Source organism: Stappia sediminis, from assembly GCF_009826895.1.
Lineage (GTDB): Bacteria > Pseudomonadota > Alphaproteobacteria > Rhizobiales > Stappiaceae > Hongsoonwoonella > Hongsoonwoonella sediminis.
Genome location: NZ_WUMV01000003.1, coordinates 364,494 through 387,454, shown reverse-complemented (window position 1 = coordinate 387,454; position 22,961 = coordinate 364,494). Strand labels below are relative to the sequence as shown.

The following is a 22,961-nucleotide window of genomic DNA, read 5'->3' as shown; positions in this document are numbered from 1 at the left end:
TTTAATCCCTCCCGGCTACCCTGCGGAAACTCCCACCATGGAAGGTGAGGCAGACAAAGGGGATATTGTTGCGCGTCTCTCCCGTCGCATGGGCTGAACGCATCCTGCCCTCGTTCGCGCTTGAGCGGACGCGGCCCCATCTCGCGCGCCTGGAAACGATCCTCAACGGCACGGAAGACAGGGACGGCGCCCAGCGCCAGGCGCTCGTCGTCTTCGCCATCCGCGTGGCAGGCGCCCTGCTTGCCTATATCTCGCAGATGGTCCTCGCCCGCCTGATGGGCGGGCACGAATACGGCATATTCGTCGTCGTCTGGACCCTCGTCGTCATCTTCGGGATCATTTCGCCGCTCGGATTCTCCTCTTCGGTCGTGCGCCTCATTCCCGAATACCGAGAGCGGGGCAACCACGCCGCGCTGAACGGCCTCCTGAAGGGCAGCCGCCTGTTCGGTCTCGCCTCCGCAAGCCTCATCGCCGGACTCGGCTGCCTCGGCGTCTGGCTGTTCGGCGATTTCGTCACCTCGTATTACGTGCTGCCGCTTTATCTGGCCGCCATCTGCCTGCCGCTCTTCACTTTTGGCAGCATCCAGGACGGGATCGCGCGCGCCAACGACTGGATGCTGACCGCCATCCTGCCAACCTTCATCTGGCGCCCGCTGGCGATCCTCGCCGGCATGCTGGCGGCCGTCGTCCTTGGCGCGCCGGCGACGGCCAAGACCGCCTGTCTCGTCGCCATTGCCGCGACATGGGGCGTGGCGGTCGTCCAGATGTTCGTGCTACAGCGTGGCCTGAAAGGCGTGACCACCACGGCAAAGCCCAGCTATCCCTTTCGCGGCTGGCTCGCCATTTCCCTGCCCATCCTGCTGGTGGAAGGCTTCTTTCAGCTCATTACCAGCGCCGATGTGGTCATGGTCAGCTTCTGGCGCCCGCCCGACGAAGCCGCGGTATATTTCGCGGCATCCAAGACGCTTGCGCTCGCCCATTTCGTCTATTTCGCCGTGCGTTCGGCAACCGCCCACCGTTACTCGCGCCTCTACCATTCCAACGACCGCGAGGGGTTGGCCGCCCTCGTCGCCGACACCGCGCGCTGGACCTTCTGGCCAACGCTCGCGCTCGGCATCGCCCTTCTCATCGCCGGTCCGTTACTGCTTGCTCTCTTCGGGCCCGGTTTCGAGGCAGGTTACCCGGTGCTCGCAGTCCTCATGGTGGGTGTCATGGCGCGCGCCTCGGTCGGTCCGGTCGATGCGCTTCTCACAATGGCCGATCAGCAGAAACGCTGCGCCGCAGTCTATGCCACCACCTTCGCCGTCAATGTGGCCCTCAACATTCTCCTGATCCCGCGTTTCGGCATCATGGGAGCGGGTATCGCCACCGCCGCCGCAATGGTTTTCGAGGCTGCCGCCCTCTACCATCAAGCGCGCGCGCGGCTTGAGCTTCACACTTTCGCATTCCACCGCCCACCGCCGAGGGAGGCGAGGTGATGGGTGCGTTCGAAGCGCTTGTTCTCGATCCGGGCAAAGCCGCGCATCATCGCGCCGCCTGGACTGCACTCGCTGACAGCGCTATCGCTCCAAACCCCTTTTTCGGGCCCGACTTCCTGTTGCCCTATCTCGCGACCATGACCCAAGGGCCGGTTCGGCTCCATGTCCTGCGACGGAATTCGGACGGCGCATTCCTGGCCGCCGCCCCCTTTACGCGCAAGCGTTTCGGGCTTGTTTCCCCCGTTATGGGTGCGGAAGCGGGCGACTACGGGCCGCTCGGCACGCCACTCATTTCTCCCGAGTGCCCGCAGGATGCGCTGGCGCACTGGCTTGAGGGCATCTCCGGCTCGGAAAAGACCGGCCTTCTGGCGTTTCCCTATCTGAGGTCCGACGATACCGCCGCCGACCTGCTGAGGAAGGCCGCAATTGCAGGCGGATGGAGCGTGGAAGATTTCGAAACGGAAAACCGCGCCGGGCATGCCACGGGTGAGGAGGGAGAAGCCCAGGCAAAAGGGATTGCCAAGACCCGCCGAAAGGAGCTCGACCGCCAGTTCCGCCGCTTGTCGGACCTTGCCGAGACGCGTTTTGAAAGCATCGAGAGCCCACAGGCCGTTGCAACCGCATTCGAGCAATTCCTCAATCTTGAGGCAAGCGGATGGAAGGGGCGGCAAGGTACAGCGCTCGGTGCAACGCCGGAACGGGCACGCTTTGCCCGCGAATTCGTGGAAAGGACCGCGCGAAACGGAAACATCCGTATCGATGCGCTTTTTCACGCGGGCGATGCCATCGCCATGCTCGTGCTCGTGCGTTCGCTCTCGCGCATCTTCGCCTGGAAGGTCGCGTTCGACGAAGCGTTCGCACGCTATTCGCCGGGCGCCCAGCTTGCCCGGTCGTCCATGCGAACCAACCTCGCATCGCCAGGAATCGAGGAGGCCGATTCGCTCGCCATTCCCGGACATCCGATGATCGAGCCCCTTTGGCGCGGCAAGATCCCCTATTCGACGACCGTGATCCGCAAAGGCTTATTCGCAACGTTTCGCGCGAAGCTTCTACGCCGCGACATTGCCGCTACCAAAGCGCTGAAACGGAAAGCGAAATCGATCCTCAAGCGATAGCGGCGTTACTCCTCGTCGGTACCCGCCTCGATCCGCGCCCGGTCGCGCAGGACACGGCGGATCACCTTGCCGGTCGTCGTCATCGGCATCGTATCGACGAAGGCGATCTCGCGCGGATACTCGTGCGCCGAAAGCCGGTTTCGCACGAACCCACGGATTTCGTCCTCAAGTTCCGGCGAAGGGAATACACCGTCCTTAGGCACGATATAGGCCTTGACGATTTCCGTGCGCACGGGGTCAGGCTTGCCGACGGCCGCGGCCAGGGCAACGGCGGGATGGGAAATCAGGCAATCCTCGATCTCGCCCGGCCCGATGCGGTAGCCCGCGGAAGTGATGACATCGTCGTCACGGCCGACGAAATGGAAATAGCCGTCCTCGTCGCGATAGCCCTGATCGCCAGTCAGCAGGAAATCGTCGGCGAACTTCTCGCGCGTCGCATCCGGCCGGCCCCAATATTCCAGGAACATGACCGGATCGGGCCTGCGGATCGCGATCTGGCCAAGTTCGCCGTCTGCGAGTTCCCGCCCCGAGGCATCCACGATCGAAACCTCGTGGCCGGGCACCGGCCTGCCGATGGCGCCCGCCCGGGTTACGCCCAATGCCGAGCAGGAGGCCAGCACGGCGTTGCATTCGGTCTGACCGTAGAATTCGTTGACCGAAAGCTTCAGGCAGGATTTCGCCCAGTCGAAAGTTTCCCGCCCCAAAGCCTCCCCGGCGGAGCCGATCGTGCGCAAGCTCAACTCGAATTTCTCAAGCGGGTCCTTGACGGTTCTGAGGATCTTCAGCGCGGTCGGCGGAATGAAGGCGTTTCGAACGCCCAGTTCGGCCATCAGGGCAAACGCCTTTTCCGGATCGAACTTGTCGAACCGGTAGGAAACGATCGGCACGCCGAAGTGAAGCGCCGGCAGGAGGGCGTTCAAAAGGCCGCCCGCCCAGGCCCAGTCCGCCGGCGTCCAGAAGAGGTCTTTCTCGCGCGGCATGAATTCATGCGCCATCTGGATGCCCGGCAAATGTCCGGGCAGAACGCGATGTCCGTGAAGCGCGCCCTTCGGCGGCCCCGTCGTACCGGAAGTGTAGATCATCATCGCCGGATCGTCGGCGAGCGTATCTTCCACCTCGAAACGTTCCGATCCGCCGTCGATCAGCCCCTTGAAGCCGACGGCGCCGTCCTCCGGCCCGTCGGTGGATACGATCAGCCTCAGATCCGGCAAGTCTTCGCGAATTTCAGCAAGCTTGGCGAGGCCTGCCCGGTCGGTCAGGATCGCCTTGGCGCCCGAATTGGCGAGCCGGTAGCGCAGGGCCTCGACGCCGAACAGCGCCGCAAGGGGAACGGCGACCCCGGCGAGCTTGTAGATCGCAAGGTGGGAGATCGCGGTTTCCGGCATCTGGGGCAACAAGAGCGCGACGCGGTCGCCCCGCGCAACGCCATGCGCCTTCAGCGCATTCGCCAGCCGGTTGGAGCATCGCATGAGCCGTCCATACGAGTATTTCTCGATTCCGCCGTCCTGATGGCGATGCAGGATTGCATCGCGCTCCGGCTCTGCCCTCGCCCACCGGTCGCAGACGTCTTCCGCGATATTGTAGTGCCGTCCAAGACGCCAGCGGAAGCGGCTCTTCAGGTCGTCGTATGTGTCTGCGTCCGGCAGCATGCGTCACGTCCCGGCTAGTGGAGCGAATTCGACATTTGAGTTTCGGTCGCGGCCAAGCTCATGCTCAAATGTCAAATTCAAAAGCTCCACTACAAACATAAAGTCGCTAGGGTCAGGACCTATTAAATTGACGGAAATGGCACCTGAAACGGCAAAGAGATGCTAGGAGAAGGGCGCGGGGCGGGTTGACTACCCGGCCAAGCGCTTCGACAAGGCAGGTCGAAGCCGTTTCGGTGTCTGTACAGATATGGCCGATTTGGCCGGCTACTTTGTCGAAAAGCCTTGAAAACCAGACGGTTTCCTGCGTTTTTGCTCCTCGTATCCAACCAAATTGGCTCATACCATTTTCCTCAATTTAATAGGTCCTGACCCTAGTGATCCTTATGATTTCGGCATTTGCTCGGACGAATGCCGCAATGGGAGGCAAATGTCGAAATCGGATCACTAGGATATCGGCGGTCACGGCGCTGCGAGAACCAGCGACCAGAAAACCTTGTACTTGGAGCCCGGCACATAGGCTGTGGCAATGCCCATGCGGGTCGACTTTTCATCCAGCATGACGGCGTTGTGCTTCGGCGATTCGCGCCAGCCGGAGAATGCTTCCGCCAGCGTCCGGTATCCCGCACTTACGTTTTCCACCGCATGGACTTCGCCCACACCTTGGCGGATCAAACGCTCCGACAGCCGGTTGCCCGGTTGGAGCGAGGCCTTTACGTCATTCGCATTCGCCATGGCTTCGGCTTGCGCCTTGGCGACGCGCTGCAGGGCGGGATCGATCGTGACCGGTGAAAGCCCGTTGTTCGTTCGGTAGTTGGAGATCATCCGCGCGGCGGCGTTGGCGTCGATCGTCGCCGTTGGCGAGGCGAGATCTTCATAAAAGGGCGGCGTCGGTCCGGTGGGGCCGGCGCAGGCGGCAAGGACCAGCGAAAGGCCGAGCAGGCAAGCTCGCAGAAAAGGATGTGTCATGCAGGATCGTTTCCAGGTGCGGGCGGTTTGCTCGCCCGGTGAGGGGTCATCATGGATTCCAGCCGGTCCATGTCGCGCAGGTGCAGATCCCGCTGCGGGAACGGAATCTCGATACCTTCTTCGCGCAAACGTTTGAAGATTTCGAAACGAAGGTCGGAGCTGACGGTCAATGCGTAGTCGATGTTGCCCAGATAGCAGCGCAGCTCGAAGTCGAGGGAGCTTTCGCCAAAGTTCATGAAGAAGACCACGGGCGCGGGAAAAGCAAGGACGAGATTGTGATCGCGCGCGCAAGCCAGGAGGATTTCCTGAACCTGTTCGGGGTTGCTGTCGTAGGAAACGCCGACAGGCACCGAAACGCGCCCCATGGCATTGCCGTGCATCCAGTTCTTCACCACGCCGGAAATCAGGTTCGAATTCGGGATCATCACGGTTGAGCGCTCGAACGTCTCGATTTCCGTCGCCCTGACGTTGATCTTGCGCACATATCCCTGGTCCGTGCCGACCACGACCCAGTCACCGACCTTGATCGGCCGTTCGGCGAGAAGAATAAGGCCAGAGACGAAATTGTTAACGATCCCCTGCAGACCGAGACCGACACCCACCGACAGGGCGCCCGCGACGAGCGCGATGTTCTGCAGATTGATCCCGGCGGCGGAAAGGGCCATCAGGATCGCCACGATATAACCGACGTAGCCAAAGCTGGTCGAAATCGAGCTCTTCAACCCGACATCGAGACGCGTGCGAGGCAGGAAGCTGTTTTCCAGCCACCTTTGCAGCGCTCTCGTCATCGTGACGATGAAGGCGAGCAGCACGATCGCGCTGAAAACGGCGGAAAGCGAAAGCGTGACCGAGCCGATCTGAAGGCCGTAGACGATCCTGCGAATCGTTCCGATGAAGTCGCCGGAACTGAACCCCCAGGGCGCACCGATCGCGAATAGTGCAATCACGATCAGGATAAGTCGGCCCAACCCGCTGAGAATGACGCCGATCTGCTCGATCCGGTTGCCCTGAAGCGCGAGTGATTCACTCAGCATGCGTCCAACCTTCGAGGACGCGGTAAAACCGGCGGAAATCGTCGAATCGGTCACCAGCAAAAGAAGATGCAGCGTACCCAGGACAATGAGTATCCAGATTATCTGGACCGCAACATACCAGCCGAGCCAGACGTAGCCGATGACCGGCGCAAAAAGCGCGGCGAGCGCGGCTATCCAGAAAACGGGAACAAGCCAGCGCCAGACATATCCGACACTCGACTGCAATTCCGCATGGTCGGTTCCATTGCCGAAATCCCTGGCGACAACACGCAAGGCGCGCATGATCAGCAGCGAAATCACGATCGAGAATACACCGCTTACCAGAAGCTTTATCTCGCTTTCCGCCGAGACGACGTCCAGCACGCCTGAAACGAGGATTGTCAGGGCCGCCATCGCCCCGGCCCCGAATGTCAGCAAGGACAGATCACGCGCCGCCGTATCATCGACCTGCACGAGCCGCCACGCCGGCAGGCTCGGCGCAAAAAGCGCGCGCACCAGGCCATGCACATAGGCGTAGACGACAATCGCGACGAACGTGGAACGGACGATCTTGTCGACACGATCCGGCGACAGGTTGAAAGCGTTGAGGCCGAAGTATACGGCCAGGCCAAGGATAAGCGGCAAAGCGGTGGCAAGCGCGGTAATCGCAAGGGCAGCGACGGCCCGGCGGTGATCCTGAGGGGCCGTGATGGATTCCGGCCTGTTTCCCAACCGCAAAAGCCGTCGCTGGATAGGCCAAAGGAAAATTACAGCCACCACGAGTATGATAACCGTGAGGATTGCGACAACAGGGCCCGCGCGAGCCGAAATCAGCTTGACCCAATCCTGGAAAAGCAGTGTCAGGCCGGTTCCCACTTCCGGAAGTTCCGATACAGCGGCTTTCCAGAGGTTTGGATCGAAGAGAGATTTGGTCGGCACGAAAAGAAACCGCTCGAGAAGCGTGCGCCGTTTGGCGCCGATGCGGTTGAGCAGATCGTTCGCCTGTATCTCCAGCACCTGCGATTGCTTCATGAAGGCGGTCAGGACGGACCGCGCCCGGTTGAGCTGCTGTCGCTGCTCAGTCAGCGCTTTGGCTTCCTCCGCGCCGTCTTCCGGCAAGGCAAGTTCGGCAAGCCGCCGTTCGACCGAGTCGACGAACGGGCGCAACCGCGCGGCGAGGCTGCGGGTTTCGTCCGATATATCGAGTACGCGCTGCTGAAGATCTGAAAGGACGCGGAAGGAGACATCGCTGCGTTGCAGCGCAAGCTCGATGGAATTGAGCCGGGTTTCCCATCCGGTGATGCGGCGATTGACCGTCTCCGCGGCTTTTTCGTCGATCAATGACGATCCGCTGAGCAATGTATTCAAATCGAGGCCGTTGGTATTCGCGCTCCCACGCGTGCGCGGACCCTGATTCTGCGGCGCGGCGGGCCTGGAACCGGATGGGGAGCCTGCCCGAGGCTGCTCAAGCGAAGGAATGACGGTTTTCTGGCGCTCGATCGTTCCGTCCGGGCGAAGCGTGCCGAATCCTTCCGAAGATTGTGCCCTTGCGCCCGCCAGCGAGAAAACAAGCACGATGCATGCGCCGATCAGGCACAGGGCCAGCTTGTTTCGTGTCGCGCTCCAGCGTCTGCCTATCATCATGAAACCATACGCAATTTCAAAACGTCACCGCTGCTCTCGGGCTTTCCATCAAAATCCCGGGTGCGGATGATAACGACCAATCCGGCAAAAAAAACACCGGCCTTGAGAAAAGGCCGATGTTCAGGCTGCAGAATATAGCGGAATGACCCGCTTTGCATACGGTCAGGAACGCCTGGAGGCCTCCAGAACGTCATCGAACGTGCGCAGTCCCGTGGTTGGCGCGCTCACCAGTACGGCCATGTTGCCCGGCGCATGCTGGTTCTTCCACATCTTGGTGTGCGCCTTGGGGATCTGCTCCCAAGGAAAAACCTCGGACATGCACGGGTCGATACGCCGGTCGATCACGGCGTTATTGGCTTCCGACGCCTGTTTGAGATGCGCGAAATGAGACCCCTGGATGCGCTTTTGCCGCATCCATACGTAGCGCGCATCGAACGTAAGGTTGAATCCGGTCGTGCCGGCACAGAAGACGACCATGCCGCCGCGTTTCACGACGAGCGTGGAAACGGGGAAGGTCACCTCGCCCGGATGTTCGAACACCATGTCAACGTCGTTGCCCTTGCCGGTGATGTCCCAGATCGCCTTGCCGAAACGACGCGCTTCCTTCAGCCATTCCGCGTATTCGGGCGAATTGACCTTTGGAAGCTGGCCCCAGCAGTTGAAATCCTTTCGGTTGATCACCCCCTTGGCGCCCAGCGAAAGCACATAGTCGCGCTTGTCTTCCTCGGAAATGATGCCGATCGCGTTTGCACCCGCCGCGGCAGCAAGCTGGACGCCGAATACGCCCAGGCCGCCCGACGCGCCCCAGACGAGCACGTTCTGCCCCGGACGCAGCTGGTGCGGCTGATGCCCGAAGAGCATGCGGTAGGCCGTGGCAAGGGTCAGCGTGTAGCAGGCGCTTTCCTCCCACGTCAGATGCCGCGGGCGCGGCATGAGCTGCTGCGACTGGACGCGGGCGAACTGGGCGAACGAGCCGTCCGGCGTTTCATAGCCCCAGATGCGCTGGGTCGGCGAGAACATCGGGTCGCCGCCGTTGCATTCCTCATCGTCGCCATCGTCCTGGTTGCAATGGATGACGACCTCGTCGCCCACCTTCCAGCGCTTCACCTTGGAGCCCACGGCCCAGACGATGCCGGAAGCATCGGAACCGGCGATATGGAAGGGCTGCTTGTGAACGTCGAACACGGAGATCGGTTCGCCAAGTGCTGCCCATATGCCGTTGTAGTTCACGCCCGCTGCCATAACGAGGACGAGCACTTCATTGCTGTCGAGTTCCCAGGTGGGCAGGACTTCCAGCTGCATGGCCTCTTCCGGGGGGCCGTGCCGCTCACGGCGGATCGACCAGGCGTACATGTTCTTCGGAACGTGCCCGAGAGGGGGAATCTCGCCGATTTCGTAAAGGTCTTTCACCGGCGCCTCCACTTCTGCCTGCCGATTGTCGTTGGCTTCAGCGGCTTGGCTCATCGTCATTTTACCTTTCCCGTCCGTTTTATGGTTCCGGCCGCATTTTCCGGCCGGTTCACTCTGAGCAGGTCCGGCACCCGGCGATATTGCAATGCATCATTCGCCTGGCACCGATTTCGCCCAATCGCGAAATTATCGTGCGAGAATACCCGCTCACGCTATAAGACTATTGCTTATCTTGCCCAATTACCCAAGACTGTTTTTTGCATTGCATATAAATCTGTCTGTGCGGCAGGCCGAATTCCCTTCGCACTTGCAGCAAAACAGCAGAAGATTCAGGCGTCTGACGGAAGCCCCCACGCCAGCCGCCGCGGGAGAGGAGAAAGGCCGTAAAATGAGCGAGAAGACCGATGGAAGCCGCGAAAACCGCCATGAACGCGACAGGCCGTGGATCTTCCGCACCTATGCAGGCCACTCGACAGCCGCCGAATCGAACCGGCTTTACCGCTCCAATCTCGCCAAGGGACAAACGGGCCTTTCGGTCGCTTTCGACCTGCCTACCCAGACCGGATACGACCCCGATCACCCGCTTTCGCGCGGGGAAGTCGGCAAGGTCGGCGTTCCGATCGCCCATCTTGGGGACATGCGTGCGCTGTTTTCCGAGATTCCGCTGGAGCGCATGAACACGTCCATGACGATCAACGCGACGGCGCCCTGGCTGCTCGCGCTTTATGTGGCGGTGGCCGACGAGCAGGGAGCGAACCGCAAGCTTCTTTCAGGAACGACGCAAAACGACATCATCAAGGAGTATCTTTCGCGCGGCACTTACGTCTTTCCGCCCGCACCTTCCATGCGGCTGACGACGGATGTGATCGCATGGACCTACTCCGAGATGCCGAAATGGAACCCGATGAACGTGTGCTCCTACCATCTGCAGGAAGCGGGCGCGACGCCGGTTCAGGAACTTTCCTTTGCGTTAGCCAATGCGGTCGCCATTCTCGATGAGGTAAAGGCTTCGGGTGCCATCGCCCTTGAGGACTTCCCCAAGGCGGTCGGGCGTATCTCCTTCTTCGTGAATGCCGGCATGCGCTTCATCACCGAAATGTGCAAGATGCGCGCCTTCACGGAGCTTTGGGACGAGATCTGCCGCACCCGCTACGGTGTGGAAGACGAGCGATATCGCCGGTTCCGTTACGGCGTACAGGTAAACTCGCTCGGATTGACCGAACAGCAGCCGGAAAACAACGTCTACCGTATCCTGCTTGAGATGCTTGCCGTTGTTCTGTCAAAGAACGCGCGTGCCCGCGCCGTACAGCTTCCGGCGTGGAACGAGGCGCTTGGCCTGCCACGTCCGTTCGACCAGCAATGGTCGATCCGCATGCAGCAGATCGTGGCCTATGAGACGGATCTTCTGGACTATGCGGACATCTTCGACGGTTCCCGGGAAGTCGAGGCGAAGGTGGAGGCGCTGAAGGAAGAAGCCCGCGAGGAGCTTCAGCGTATCGAAGCCATGGGCGGGGCCGTTGCGGCCGTGGAATCCTCCTACATGAAGCAGAAGCTCGTGGAATCGAACGCCCTGCGCCTTGCCGGCATCGAAGCGGGCGAGCAGGTGGTCGTCGGCGTCAACCGCTGGACGGAAAGCGAGCCTTCACCACTTTCGACCGGCGAGGACGGCGGCATTCTGACCGTCCCCGAACATGTCGAGGAGGAAGCCGTCAACGCCATCAGGGCCTGGCGGGAGGCGCGCGACGAAAATGCCGTAAAATCCGCGCTCGCCGAGCTGCGATCGGCTGCGGCCGAAGGGCGCAACATCATGGATGCCTCCATCGCCGCCGCCAGGGCGGGTGCGACCACGGGCGAATGGGGGGCGACCTTGCGCGAAGTCTTCGGCGAATACCGCGCGCCGACAGGCGTCGGAAAATCCGCCCGCGACGATGGCGCACAACTCTTCGAGGTTCGAGAAACCGTCGAAGCGGTTTCCTCAAAGCTTGGACGGCGTTTCAAGTTTCTTGTCGGCAAGCCGGGCCTCGACGGTCACTCGAACGGTGCGGAGCAGATCGCCGTGCGTGCGCGCGACTGCGGAATGGAAGTCGTCTACGAAGGCATCCGCCTGACGCCTGCGCAGATCGTCAACGCCGCGCTTGAGGAAGGCGTTCACGTCGTCGGTCTTTCGATCCTGTCCGGCTCGCACCTTGCCCTTGTTCGAGACGTCATGGAGCGAATGCGGGCGAACGGTCTCGACGACGTACCCGTCGTCGTCGGCGGTATCATCCCGAATGAGGACGCCCAGGCGCTACGCGCAATGGGCGTTGCGGCGGTCTACACGCCCAAGGACTTCCAGCTCACCGACATCATGGCGGATGTCGTGAAGATCGTGGAAAGGCGCCTCGATCAGGCCGCTTGACGAGCGCGGGCAGCCGCCAGTTGGCGGGAGGAGGCAGGCTCTTTCCCGTCAGTTTGCCTCGCCTTCTGATTCAGGCTCCCCGTCATTCCCTTCAACCGGTTTTTCGGGCGGAGCCGCAGGCTGCTCATCGGATTCGCCGGCACTTTCACCAAGGCGCTCCATCCAGTCGAATGACCCGAACCAGTATTCGCGGGCTTCAGCCAGCCGTCCGCTCGCCTGGTTTTCCACGATCCAGGCATCGATGAAATTCACGAAACGCAAGGAGTCGGGTCGCACGGCTACCGCCTCCGACGTGCCGAACAGGCTGTCGCTGCCCAGCAGGAAACGATCGGGCGCGCGCTGCATCATGTAGGTCGGATAGGGTGTCGGCACGATAATCGCGTTGAGCTCGCCTTTCTCGAAAGCGTCGCGCGCGGCCCCCTCGTCGGCAAGCGGCACTATCTCCGCGTGCTCGAACAGACGGGCGGCAATCGTCTCCGCAATTGAATCGCTCATTACACCGACCTTGTAGCCGGCAACGTCGTAATCGCCTTCGTCGGCTCCGTCGGGAAGCGTGTTCTTGTCGACCACGAGCCAGTAATCCGTCTCGCCGTAGGGAATGGAATAGAGCACCGACCGAGCGCGCTCCGACGTAACGGAATAAGCGGAGACGATCACATCGATATCCCCGATGAGAAGGTGCTGCGAAAGATCGTCGAACGGCAGTTCGATGAAATCCGCATCCACGCCCAGAACTCCGGCGAGGTCGCGCGCGACATCCACTTCAAAGCCGAGAAGGCTGCCATCCGCCGCACGTCCAACCCACGGCAGGAAGTTTTCCTCGGCAATGCCGATGCGCAGACTGCCGCGCTTGATCGCATCTTCCATCGCATCGGCATGTGCGCTGCCCGCCAAGGTCATGGCCAGCAACAACGCTCCGGTCAGCCCTGCGATCGCATGTCTTGCGGCAATCAGAATGGGTTTCATTTCATCGATCCTTCGAAATCAAATTCGCACGCCTTAACGGCGGCGCCCTCCGCCGCGCCCACCGCTGGGGCGTGGCCTGCCTCCACCGGGGCGCGCACCGGGCCGGCCACCGCCTGGCGGCCTGAAATTCGGCGGCCTTTGGCCGGGCGGACGGGCTGAAGGAGGCCTGGGCCTGCCGGGTGGGCGCGCACCGGGCGGGCGCTGACCGGGAGGCCGGGCGATTGGTGGCCGCGGCCTGTTGGGGGGCCTGGCCCCCGGAGGGCGTTGACCCGGCGGTCTCCAGCCTGGCGGGCGCTGGCCGGGAGGTCTCCAGCCCGGCGGCCGTTGGCCGGGTGGTCGCCATCCAGGTGGCCGGTTGGGAGGCCTGTAGATTGGGGGCCGGGGACGATAGATCGGCCTGTAGACCGGATAGGAATCCCAGAAAAGAGGCAGGCCGAGGGTCAGCCCTATCGCGGGAAGCGCACGGCCATAGTATGTGCCCTGAACGGCATAGTTCAGATATTTGCCGGCGACATAACCGCGCTGGCCGGCGTAGTCGATATCGCACCAGGAATAACCGGAATTGCAGGAATAGACGGTGACGCTCGCGCCTGCCGGAACGGTGGCCAGAACTTCGTAGTTCGTCCCGGGGCCTGCCCGCAGGTTGACGCTTGTCGATGCGGTGGCAAGCTCGGCAGCGAGCGATGGCATCGAAATCATTAGCAGCAACGCCGCAATCAATAACTTTACGTGAGCGAAAGGATGTCTCCACCAGGTATCTTGAAACATCTTACGCCTCCGGAACGCTATCTCAAAATAATACGATAAATCAAATTACATGGGCGCAACAAGGTGAAGAATACGTACCTGGCGCTCTCGAATTCCGTGGCCATTCTTCTCATGTGACCCATTTTTTCGCGATGGCATGAGTTTTTCCGGAGGACGGGTCGATGAAACATATCAAAGGTGAATTCCCGACGGTCGACAGGCGCATGTTTCTGCTGGGCGCCGGCGCCAGCTTCTTGACCCTGCCGGCCCTTGCCCACCATGGCTGGCGATGGGCGGAGGATGGCCAGTTCGAACTGACGGGGTTGATCAGGGAAATCTACATTGGCCCGCCGCACGGTATTCTCGAGGTAGATGTGGACGGCGTGATGTGGCGTGTCGAACTCGGTCCACCGTCAAGGATGCGCGGCGCTGGCCTCGAAGAGGGGACGCTAAACGCCGGCCAGGAAGTTCTGGCGTCGGGTCATCGTTCGAAAGACCGGTCGGAAAACAGAATGAAGGCGGAAAGAATCACGGTGGCCGGTATAACCTACGACATGTATCCGAATCGATCCGGCTGATTCCCTTGGACCTATCCACCCTCGCAGACGCCTTGCAGACCTCCGAAGCGGCTCGCCTCATGAAAAGCGAGCCGTGGCTTTATCCTTTCGTGAATTTTGCGCATATCCTCGCGATCGCGCTTCTGTTCGGAGCGATCCTGCCGCTCGATCTCAGGCTCATGGGGCTTTGGCGCTCGATCCCGCTTGCCGAGCTGAAGCGCATTCTGGTGCCCATATCGGCGTTCGGACTGCTTCTTGCGATTTCGACCGGTATCCTGATGATCTCGGTAAAAGCATCCGAATATCTCGCCATGCCCGTCATGCAGGCGAAGCTCGCTCTTGTAGGGCTCGGCATCCTCAACGCGCTGGCCCTCAGGATCGTGCCCGCATGGCGCTTGCTCGCTCAGGTGGATTCGCGCGGCACGATCTCGCGCTTTCGTTGGGCGGGCTTTCTGTCTGCCGCGATCTGGGTCGCGGCGATCGGCTGCGGGCGCGCGATCGGCTATCTCTGAGGGCCTGCTAATCCTGCGTGACAAAGGGTAAGCCTCGGGCTATTCAACGCCCATGTTGCGCCGCCTCTACGACTGGACCATGTCTCTCGCCTCCGGCCCGCGCGCGCCGGCGGCACTTGGCACCATATCCTTTGCGGAAAGCTCGTTCTTTCCGATCCCGCCGGACATTCTCCTGATCCCCATGGTCATCGCGAAGCGGGAACGTGCGTTCGCCTACGCCACGATCTGCACGGTCACCTCCGTCGTCGGCGGATTTTTCGGCTATATGATCGGCGCCTTCCTGTTTCAGCAGCTTGCGCAGCCGATCCTGGAATTCTACGGCTACCTCGACAAGTTCGAGCACTTCCGCGAAGACTTCAACGCCTATGGCTCGTGGATCGTCTTCATCGCCGGCCTGACGCCCTTTCCGTACAAGGTGATCACCATCGCCAGCGGGGCAACCGCGCTGAACCTGCCCGTCTTCATCGTGGCGAGCATCCTTTCGCGCGGCATTCGTTTCTATGTGGTGTCGGGGCTTCTTTATCTCTTCGGCCCGCCGATCCGCGATTTCATAGAAAAGCGCCTCGGGCTGGTGTTCACGCTTTTCGTAATCGGGCTTGTCGGCGGCTTCGTCGCGATCAAATACCTTTGATGGAATATACCGCATGACCTCGCCGCAAACGTTGAGACTGTCCTCGCTTGTCCTCCTGATCCTCGCCGGCGCGGCGACGATTGCCGGCGCCTGGGGCTTCCAGCTCATCGGCGGTTACGTGCCCTGCAAGCTCTGCCTGGAACAGCGCGTGCCGTATTACGTCGGCCTTCCGGTGGCGCTTCTGGCGCTCGGACTGATGGTGCGCGGCCGGGCGCGGGCGATGACAAGCCTGCTGCTCCTCGTCGTCGCCGGTGTATTCGCCTATGGCAGCGGCCTCGGCATCTACCAGGCGGGGGCCGAATGGGGCTTCTGGCCCGGGCCCAGCGACTGCGGCGGAGGCACGGCGGCTCCCACATCCGCCGGAGATCTTCTCAACGCCCTGTCGACCACACGCGTCGTAAGCTGCACCGAGGCGAGCTGGCGGATGCTGGGCCTATCCTTCGCGGGCTGGAATGCGGTCGCCTCCGGCGCGATTGCAGTACTTGCCTTGATCGCGCTTGTGGCGCACCGTCGGGCCAGGACCTGAGGCTCGGGAGAAAGGCTGAATTGCGATGCCAACCCGCGAGGAACGCGATCGCCTGAAGGTGGAGGACGCCAAGCGCGCCCTTGAGGCGGTTCATCGCGACAGCGATACAATCGGCCAATCGGCGCTTGCACGCACCGCCAACCGGGTACGCGACCATTTCGCCGCTCAAGACAAGCCGGAGGACGACCCGATCGAGGTTTGGGGGAGCCGCATCGGGCGGATTGCCGGCCTGGTGTTCGCGATTTTGCTGGTTGGGTATCTCGCCGTCACCTATCTATGAACCATGAAAGACGCATCATGGTCCTGGGGGCAGAAAACAGCCCCTTCTATGGAAGATTTCGTGGAAATCGCCGAGGCGGCATTCGATGGCCTGCCGGAAGAATTCCGTGAGCTGTGCGGCGATATTCAGGTCACCGTCGCCGATTTCGCGGATGATGACGTCCTGGACAGTCTCGGCATCGAAGACCCCTTCGGCCTCCTCGGCCTGTTCGAGGGGGTGGGGCTGGCGCACGGCGGGGCAAACAGCTTCACCGGGCAGATGCCGAACCGCGTCTGGCTCTACCGCCGTCCGATCCTGGATTATTGGACCAGCCACGAGGACACGCTCGCAGCCGTGATCGCACATGTCCTGATTCACGAAATCGGCCATCATTTCGGACTGTCGGACGACGACATGGAGGCGATAGAGGCAAGCGCGGACTGATTTCCTTGCAGGGGCGGACGACCCGAGCCCTTCACAATTGCGCTTTCAGCTCCGCTCCATGCCCATGTCCCGCAACAGGATTTCGGCCTCGCGAAGGCTGCCTGCAGCGATGGCCCCTTGCCCTTCGAGTTGCTGCAGCTTCCCTATCTTGTTCAGGCAAAGGGCAACAAGCGGCTGCATGCCGAGGTCCTCGGCCGTCCGCCTTGCCGCCTGAAGATGCGAGATCGCATCTTCCCGGCAATCCTCGGCCGCCAGGGACGCGCCGAGCAGGTAGCGCGCCCAGGCGCCGTGGGAAACTTCGCCGGTCGCGCTGCAGTGGCGGTAAAGCCGCTCTGCGATATCGCAGGCATTCGACGTTCGTCCCGCGTTCAGTTCAACCTCGCCGATCCAGCGCAGGCAGAAGGAACGCATCGCCGTCAGATGCATGGAATCGACCTGCCGGAGCGCCCGTTCCGCAAGCTTGTCCGCCTCCCCGAACCTGCCTTCCAGGCTATAGGCATAGGCAAGCGAAGCGGTAACGCGCGGCACGAGAATCTGGATGTCGACGTCCTCGCAAAGCGCGAGCGCCTCCTCCAGGTACGGCAGGGAACCTTTCGCCTTCCCGCGAATGTGGTCGACATGGCTGAGCGCGAGATACCCCTGTATGACGTCGAACGGCCGTCCGTATTCCGTCGCGATCGCTATCGCCTCGCTCACGGGCGTCTGGGCATCCTTGAACAGTCCCTGCTCCGCGAAGCAAAGCGCGAGATAGCAGCGTGAGACGACGGACGGCAGCGCGAACATGCCGAACCTGTTTCCGACTTCGCGTTCATCCAGGTCCTTCACGTTTCCGCCCAGGTATTCGGCCGCGTTTTTGAATTTTCCGATCGAATAATTCGATATCCCGAGCGTGAAGCGGGTGGTCACCAGAAGGCCGAAGTCATTGAGATGTCCCGCGATTTCCAGCGCCCGCCGCCCTTCGCGTATGGCGTCTTCCCACTCGGCGACAAGCCAGTGATAGTGGGAGAGGTAGGAATGGGTTCTGGCGATCCTCGAGCGGTCGCCGAGCGTTGTGCCGAGCGCCAGCGCCTCGCTCAGATGCGGCAGGATTTCGTCATGTCGGCCCAGCGGCATGAGGGCGTTTCGCAGATCCAGCCTGACGTCGATCGCATCCTCGACGACCGCCTGCTTGTCCGGCATGCGATTGATTACCGACAGGCAGTCCTCGAAGCATTTGGATGCCTGCTGACAGGCGGAACTTGCCATCGCGCGCCGCCCCGCGGCCCGCAGGTAGTTCTTCGCCTTTACAAGATCTGCCGCATGCTCGGCGTGAAAGGCAAGCTTGTTGAGAACCGTATCGTTGCTATCGCGGTAGAGCTCCTCCAATGCCGCCAGGATCTTCGCGTGAATTTTCCTGCGGTCTCCCTGAACCATGGTGTGATAGGCGACGTCATGGGTCAGCGGATGCTTGAACTCGAGCTGCGTTCCCGCGGTCTGCGGCCCGAACGTCAGGAAGTGCATATCGATAAGATGTTCCAGAATCGGCCAGACCGCCTCGTCATCGAGATCCGAAATCCTTGCGAGAAGATCGCCCTCGAATTCGTAACCGAAGGCCGCGGCATCCTGCAGGAGGCGCTTTTCGGCAGCAGGCAGACGGTCGATGCGCATCGCGATCACATCCTGAACGCGTGGCGGGATGGTCTGCTCGCCGACTTGCCGGCTCATCTCATATTTCCCGCCTTTCGAGGAAAGGTACCCCTCCTCCACAAGGGACCTGACGCTTTCCTCCAAGAAGAACGGATTGCCGCCGGTGCGTTCGATCAGGGACTTGCGAAGATCATCCAAGCTCGAATTCCGCCCGAGCAGCGCGTCGAGGAATTCGTCGGCGGATCCGCCTTTCAGGCAGTCGAGCGGGATCTGGAAATAATGCAGGTTACCGTGCCAGCCGTGTGAGTATTCCGGGCGGTATCCCAGAACGATCAGGACCCGAAGGTCGAAAATGAGCCGGATCGTCTCGCCGAAGATCGCCTGGCTGTCCGCGTCGATCCACTGAAGATCGTCGATCACGACGATCGCGGCAGCCGCGCTGCTGCTCTTGTCCAGAAGCGAATAAAGGATATGCGCCAGCCGGCGCTGTCTCTGATCGGCGGTCAGCGCCTCCCAGTCCGAGCCTTGATTGGCGTTGTAGAGCGAAAGAAGCGTTGTGGTGAACTTGTCGGTTTGAAGGCCGAATTCCTCAAGCCTGCGGGCCACTTTCTCCCGGATATTTTGCTCATAGGCATCAGGCCCGCGAAATTTTTCATGCTCGAACCCGAATACCTGATCCAGGATTTCCTTCACCCCCGCATAGGGCGCAGGCTTGTTGTGGGAGATGCCGCAGGTTTTCAGCGTTACCCATTCGCCCGTATTTCGCGTGCGCAGGAATTCGTCGATAAGCCGCGATTTGCCGACCCCGGGCTCGCCCACGATCGACACGACGCGGCCTTCGCCCACGGACGCCTGCAGCGCGGCGTGATCGAGAATGCCCAGTTCCGCCTCGCGGCCGACGAATGTAACCGCGGGTCCGCGTGAGGTGGATCGGCCGGCGGAACTGTCGATCGACAAAAGTTCATGGAGCCCCACCGGATCTTCCAGGCCGCGAACGTCGACATTTCCCTTTGAAGCCGCCCGCGCCCGGTCGCGCACGAGCCGCCATGTATTTTCAGAGATAAGGATGCTTCCGGGAGAGGCCATCTCTTCCATTCTCGCGGCGAGATGCGCCGTGCGCCCGAAGGCGGCATATTGCAGGTCCAGACCCTCGCCGCGTTCGCTCACCACCACCTCGCCTGAGTTGATGCCGACACGGACCGACAAGGAACGGGAGCCTTCATCCGGTTCGCGGCGGAATTCCTCCTGAATGGCAAGGGCGGCGTGGCACGCGCGAAGCGCATGATCCTCATAGGCAAGCGGCGCGCCGAAAATGGCCATTATGCCGTCGCCCATCGCCTGAACCACCGTGCCGTCGAACTTGCGCACGGCCCCCGTCAGCCGGTCGAGAACGCCGACGAGAAGTTCCTTTGCCTTTTCCGGGTCGCTTTCAAGCAGCCTGAAGGAACCGCTCAGATCGGCGAACAGAATGCTGACGATCTTGCGCTCCTCGGCAAGCGAGCCCTTGCGGAGATTGCGCCAGGAAACGACACCCGGCTGGGCCTTGGGTACAAGTTCCGTCCCGCAGTCGGAGCAGAATTTCGCGCTCGCCTCGCAGCGCGCGCCACAAGCTGGACACAGGCGCGCGAGAGGTTCTCCGCAGTTGCTGCAGAAGCGGCCCGTATCCGGATTTTGCGACATGCACGCACTACAGCGCATGGTGACACCTGCGGCAGGTCCCGAATTTTTCTGATTATTGACGGGAATGGACGTTTCATAATACCATTTCCCATAATCTTAGCATGAAAATCAGCAGTTTATATAGTCGGAGGAAAGCTGATGTTCTCGTTTCCTCGCATGGTAAATTTGTTGGCTATGTGCGTTTGTCTTGCGTATGTCCAACCGGCATCTGCGCAAACTCAGACCCTTAGTGAAGAGCTTGCCAAGGAAATCGTTGCGATCGCCGATTCCCGTACCGCATTCGTATCCGACTACGTGGCAGGCAGCGTCGATGGCATTATCGCAGCCTATGACGATGACGCTACGTTTGCCGGGACGCTGCAGCCCTTCTGGCTTGAAGGGCGCGACGCCATCGCCGATCTCTGGCAGCGCTATTTCGCCGCCTGGCCGCAGCGCAACCTGATATTCCGGCAGCCCACCGTGAGGTTTTACGGCGATGCCTCAGTCGAGACCGGCTACATGGAAATGTACATGAGCCGCCCCGATGCCGGGACAGTCGCCACATACATCCGGTACTCGATCACCAGGATCAAGACCGACGAGGGGTGGAAGATCGTCAATATGCACGTAACGAAACTGCCGGGCACGAAGTAAAATTAACTCAGCCCTCGCAGATCGGGGTCCGGACCCGCCGGAAAGTCATGCTTCCCGGCGGGTTTCCTGGTCGCGGTATCGCGTTATTTCGTAACGCTGGCCTTCAGGCTGGGCCAATTCTTCTCCGCCAGCTCGATACGGCTTTGAAGATCCGCCTGGAATTTTTCCGAAACGGCGACGTTGTAGTTGAGATAAAGCTTGCCGTCGATGATGGAGAAGGCTTCCGGTTCTGTCTTCACCAGATAGCCGTTCCCCGCACCGTAAGCGCAGTAACCGCCATAGGCGGGAGCAAATTTTTCCGGATTCGCCGCAAACAGATCCCGGTTCTTCGCGCTGGCGAAGAGCCATTTGGCGCCATTGTACTCAAAACTGTAATGAGCATCGCCTTTCACCGGTTTTCCCTGGGTGTGATAGGCGACACTGTCATACCCGCGGATGGCAATGTTTCCGTCCGAATAAAGCGTATTGACGAGCGTCTCGCCGTAGAGCACCTCATCCGCAATTGCCGATGACGCGGCCACGCCTGTTAACGCAACAATTAAGCCGGCAAAAAAGCTTCTGCGTATCCTGATCACCAATCCACACCTTCTTGAAGAGCCGTTTCAGCGTTAATCGATTAGGCAAAACCCCGAATACGTACGATTTATTTCGCTGTATACTTCGATTGGCGCGTATCGGAAGAAACGCGCGCTTTGCCTGACGCTTGGGTAGCAGCGAATCCTACGAAGCGGCAACTACACAGTGCCCGCTTCACGAAGACGTGCATGTGCGGAACGATCGCGCGATCCGGCCGCAGGATATCCCCGGCACAGGCACGGCAGGTACTATTGCGGCGAAGCAGGGAGGAATGAATTGGTGCCCCCTTCCGGGGTCGAACCGGAACTCCCTCACGGGAACTGGATTTTGAGTCCAGCGCGTCTACCAATTCCGCCAAAGGGGCACGGGAATCGATCTAGCAGATCGCAACGCGATAGGAAAGACCGGGATGCGCATCAACGACCACGAATTCAACATTGCTCTGCACATGATCAACGCCGAATTGACGCATGAAATATAGACACATAGGTTAAAAAAACGCACTGAGAGCGCCTTTCGAATGGATTATGACAAACACGCCGGGTAGACGACTTGGAACGATGACAGAGACATTCGAAACCGAACTGAAACTCGAGCTTGACCAGACGTCCCTGAAACACGCCAGGTCAGCCGAATTGCCGTGCCGGTATAGCGCCGGCCGCCCGGTGACGCGCAATCTTCGCTCGATTTACTTCGATACGCCGGACTGCCGGTTGCGCAAGGCGAAATGGTCGCTGCGGGTCAGAAAGACGGGGCGCGACTGGGTGCAGACGGTCAAGAGCGGGACCGGCCTTTCCGGCGGACTGTCGCGCCCGCGCGAATACGAGGTGCGCATTTCCGGGCCGGTGCCGGAATTGGACCGGATTGAAGACGAAGCGCTGAAATCCGCGCTTTTGCGGCTTATCGGGACCGACAAGCCGGTACCGCAGTTCGAAACGGTGGTCCGGCGGACGACCAAGCAGATCAAGGATGCCGGGGGGACGGAAATCGAACTGGCGCTCGACGATGGCCAGATCGTTTCCGGCGAGCGGCAATGCCCGATTACCGAAGCGGAACTGGAACTGAAATCGGGCTCGGTCGATGTACTCTACGACGTCGCGAAGGCGTTGGTGAACGGGTCTCCGGTCCGCTTCTCGCAATCGAGCAAGGCGGCACGCGGTTATGCTTTCGCCGCCGGGGAGGAAAGCGGCCCGCCGATGCCGAAAACGGCCGGAAATATCGAGATTTCGGACGGAGACACCGCGGAACTGGCATTGCGCGCAATCCTGCGCTCCTGTTTCGACCAGATCTCCCACAACCGCATCGTCGTGCTTGAGACGGAAGACCCCGAAGGACCGCATCAACTGCGCATCGGGCTGCGCCGCTTGCGCAGCGCCTTCAATGTTTTCAGAAAGATCATCGACCCGGCGGCGTCCCGCAACCTCGATCAGCGAGCCAGATCCATTGCGGCGGAAGTCGGCAATCTTCGCGATCTGGACGTGCTGATCGATGAAATCATTGCCCCGCTTGAGCCGGAAATGCCTAAATCCGTTACGGCAGATGCGCTGATTTCCCATATCAGGGACGAACGGGAGAAGGTTCGCGAAAGCGTCAGGCAAATGCTCGGCGACCCGAATACCAACGATTTCCTGTTCGATCTCGCCGCCTACACGGAAAGTCGCGGCTGGCTGACGCCGCAGGCGATCGAGCAGACTGTCGCGCTCGCCCGTCCCATATCATTCTTTGCCGCCAAGGCACTGACAAAACAATGGAAAGCGGCATCGAAATACGGCCGGAGGATCGAGGAACTCACGATCGAGGAGCGCCATGAAATGCGGAAGGCGCTGAAGAAACTGCGCTATACCGTAGAGTTTTTCCGGCCGATCTATAAGGAAAAGGCGGTAAGACCTTTCCTTGAGAAAATGAAAACGCTTCAGGACATGTTCGGTTACCTGAACGATGTCGCCATGGCCGAAAAGCTGACCGGTTTGCCGGACGCCAAGGGCCAGAAAGGTGCAAGCGTTGCTCTTGCAACGGGTTTCGCCATCGGCTGGCATGAGGCCAGGGCGACCGGCGCATGGTCGCAGGCGAAGCAACTCTGGGACCGGACCAGCAAGGCCGACAAGTTCTGGATCAAGTAATTCAAGCGTCG

Annotated in this window: 19 protein-coding genes and 1 tRNA gene; 11 read left to right on the top strand and 9 right to left on the bottom strand. The window is 60.8% G+C overall.

Annotated elements, in window-relative coordinates; translation table 11 throughout:
- The first annotated feature begins 68 nt into the window (after nucleotides 1-68).
- Together GR183_RS08650 and GR183_RS08645 are read left to right on the top strand one after the other, a co-directional pair.
- Complete coding sequence (locus tag GR183_RS08650) at nucleotides 69-1,478, top strand: lipopolysaccharide biosynthesis protein (protein WP_160775206.1); 1,410 nt, start codon at nucleotides 69-71, stop codon at nucleotides 1,476-1,478.
- The gene (locus tag GR183_RS08645) at nucleotides 1,478-2,593 is read left to right on the top strand and encodes a GNAT family N-acetyltransferase (RefSeq protein WP_160775205.1); all 1,116 of its coding nucleotides are present in this window, start codon (nucleotides 1,478-1,480) and stop codon (nucleotides 2,591-2,593) included. Before GR183_RS08650 ends, GR183_RS08645 begins: the two co-directional genes overlap by 1 nt.
- A 5-nt stretch (nucleotides 2,594-2,598) precedes the next feature.
- Here GR183_RS08645 and GR183_RS08640 read toward each other — a convergent pair whose 3' ends face one another.
- The 4 genes from GR183_RS08640 to ccrA form a co-directional block, all read right to left on the bottom strand.
- Entirely contained in the window at nucleotides 2,599-4,242 is a 1,644-nt protein-coding gene (locus GR183_RS08640; protein ID WP_160775204.1) for an acyl-CoA synthetase, read from the bottom strand.
- Between the two features lie 459 nt (nucleotides 4,243-4,701).
- Entirely contained in the window at nucleotides 4,702-5,208 is a 507-nt protein-coding gene (locus GR183_RS08635) for a CAP domain-containing protein (RefSeq protein ID WP_160775203.1), read from the bottom strand.
- A complete protein-coding gene (locus tag GR183_RS08630) occupies nucleotides 5,205-7,865 on the bottom strand; it encodes a mechanosensitive ion channel domain-containing protein (protein WP_208999795.1) in 2,661 nt (886 codons plus the stop codon). Before GR183_RS08630 ends, GR183_RS08635 begins: the two co-directional genes overlap by 4 nt.
- A gap of 162 nt (nucleotides 7,866-8,027) precedes the next feature.
- Complete coding sequence (ccrA, locus tag GR183_RS08625) at nucleotides 8,028-9,329, bottom strand: crotonyl-CoA carboxylase/reductase (protein WP_160775781.1); 1,302 nt, start codon at nucleotides 9,327-9,329, stop codon at nucleotides 8,028-8,030.
- A gap of 334 nt (nucleotides 9,330-9,663) precedes the next feature.
- On the opposite strand from ccrA, the gene GR183_RS08620 reads away from it, so the two are divergent.
- Entirely contained in the window at nucleotides 9,664-11,673 is a 2,010-nt protein-coding gene (locus GR183_RS08620) for an ethylmalonyl-CoA mutase (RefSeq protein ID WP_160775201.1), read from the top strand.
- Nucleotides 11,674-11,721: 48 nt separating this feature from the next.
- On the opposite strand, the gene GR183_RS08615 is transcribed toward GR183_RS08620, so the two are convergent.
- On the bottom strand, nucleotides 11,722-12,639 hold the full coding sequence (locus tag GR183_RS08615; protein ID WP_160775200.1) for a substrate-binding periplasmic protein: 918 nt from the start codon (nucleotides 12,637-12,639) through the stop codon (nucleotides 11,722-11,724).
- 33 nt (nucleotides 12,640-12,672) lie between these two features.
- Entirely contained in the window at nucleotides 12,673-13,329 is a 657-nt protein-coding gene (locus tag GR183_RS08610; protein ID WP_244313694.1) for an SH3 domain-containing protein, read from the bottom strand.
- A gap of 239 nt (nucleotides 13,330-13,568) precedes the next feature.
- Here GR183_RS08610 and GR183_RS08605 point away from each other — a divergent pair, with 239 nt between their 5' ends.
- From GR183_RS08605 to GR183_RS08580, 6 genes are read left to right on the top strand one after another with little or no spacing between them, the layout of a single operon-like run.
- Nucleotides 13,569-13,964 (top strand): DUF6152 family protein, encoded by a 396-nt coding sequence (locus tag GR183_RS08605; RefSeq protein WP_202395928.1) that lies wholly within the window; start codon nucleotides 13,569-13,571, stop codon nucleotides 13,962-13,964.
- A gap of 5 nt (nucleotides 13,965-13,969) precedes the next feature.
- The gene (locus tag GR183_RS08600; RefSeq protein WP_160775198.1) at nucleotides 13,970-14,455 is read left to right on the top strand and encodes a hypothetical protein; all 486 of its coding nucleotides are present in this window, start codon (nucleotides 13,970-13,972) and stop codon (nucleotides 14,453-14,455) included.
- Nucleotides 14,456-14,507: 52 nt separating this feature from the next.
- On the top strand, nucleotides 14,508-15,086 hold the full coding sequence (locus GR183_RS08595) for a YqaA family protein (protein ID WP_160775197.1): 579 nt from the start codon (nucleotides 14,508-14,510) through the stop codon (nucleotides 15,084-15,086).
- Nucleotides 15,087-15,099: 13 nt separating this feature from the next.
- Nucleotides 15,100-15,612, top strand: coding sequence for a disulfide bond formation protein B (locus GR183_RS08590; RefSeq protein WP_160775196.1), 513 nt, complete (start codon nucleotides 15,100-15,102; stop codon nucleotides 15,610-15,612).
- Between the two features lie 25 nt (nucleotides 15,613-15,637).
- Nucleotides 15,638-15,892 (top strand): hypothetical protein, encoded by a 255-nt coding sequence (locus GR183_RS08585; RefSeq protein WP_160775195.1) that lies wholly within the window; start codon nucleotides 15,638-15,640, stop codon nucleotides 15,890-15,892.
- A 48-nt stretch (nucleotides 15,893-15,940) separates the two neighbouring features.
- A complete protein-coding gene (locus GR183_RS08580; protein ID WP_312846801.1) occupies nucleotides 15,941-16,315 on the top strand; it encodes a metallopeptidase family protein in 375 nt (124 codons plus the stop codon).
- Between the two features lie 45 nt (nucleotides 16,316-16,360).
- Here the strand turns inward: GR183_RS08580 and GR183_RS08575 are convergent, their stop codons facing one another.
- Nucleotides 16,361-19,639 (bottom strand): adenylate/guanylate cyclase domain-containing protein, encoded by a 3,279-nt coding sequence (locus GR183_RS08575; protein WP_160775193.1) that lies wholly within the window; start codon nucleotides 19,637-19,639, stop codon nucleotides 16,361-16,363.
- Nucleotides 19,640-19,759: 120 nt separating this feature from the next.
- Between GR183_RS08575 and GR183_RS08570 the strand changes: the two genes are divergently transcribed.
- A complete protein-coding gene (locus tag GR183_RS08570; protein WP_160775192.1) occupies nucleotides 19,760-20,254 on the top strand; it encodes a YybH family protein in 495 nt (164 codons plus the stop codon).
- A gap of 83 nt (nucleotides 20,255-20,337) precedes the next feature.
- Here GR183_RS08570 and GR183_RS08565 read toward each other — a convergent pair whose 3' ends face one another.
- Together GR183_RS08565 and GR183_RS08560 are read right to left on the bottom strand one after the other, a co-directional pair.
- Nucleotides 20,338-20,775, bottom strand: coding sequence for a YHS domain-containing (seleno)protein (locus GR183_RS08565; RefSeq protein WP_160775191.1), 438 nt, complete (start codon nucleotides 20,773-20,775; stop codon nucleotides 20,338-20,340).
- Between the two features lie 332 nt (nucleotides 20,776-21,107).
- Nucleotides 21,108-21,194 (bottom strand) — tRNA-Leu (locus GR183_RS08560).
- A 196-nt stretch (nucleotides 21,195-21,390) separates the two neighbouring features.
- Here GR183_RS08560 and GR183_RS08555 point away from each other — a divergent pair.
- Nucleotides 21,391-22,950, top strand: a complete 1,560-nt coding sequence (locus tag GR183_RS08555) for a CYTH and CHAD domain-containing protein (RefSeq protein ID WP_160775190.1) — start codon at nucleotides 21,391-21,393, stop codon at nucleotides 22,948-22,950.
- Nucleotides 22,951-22,961 lie beyond the last annotated feature (11 nt).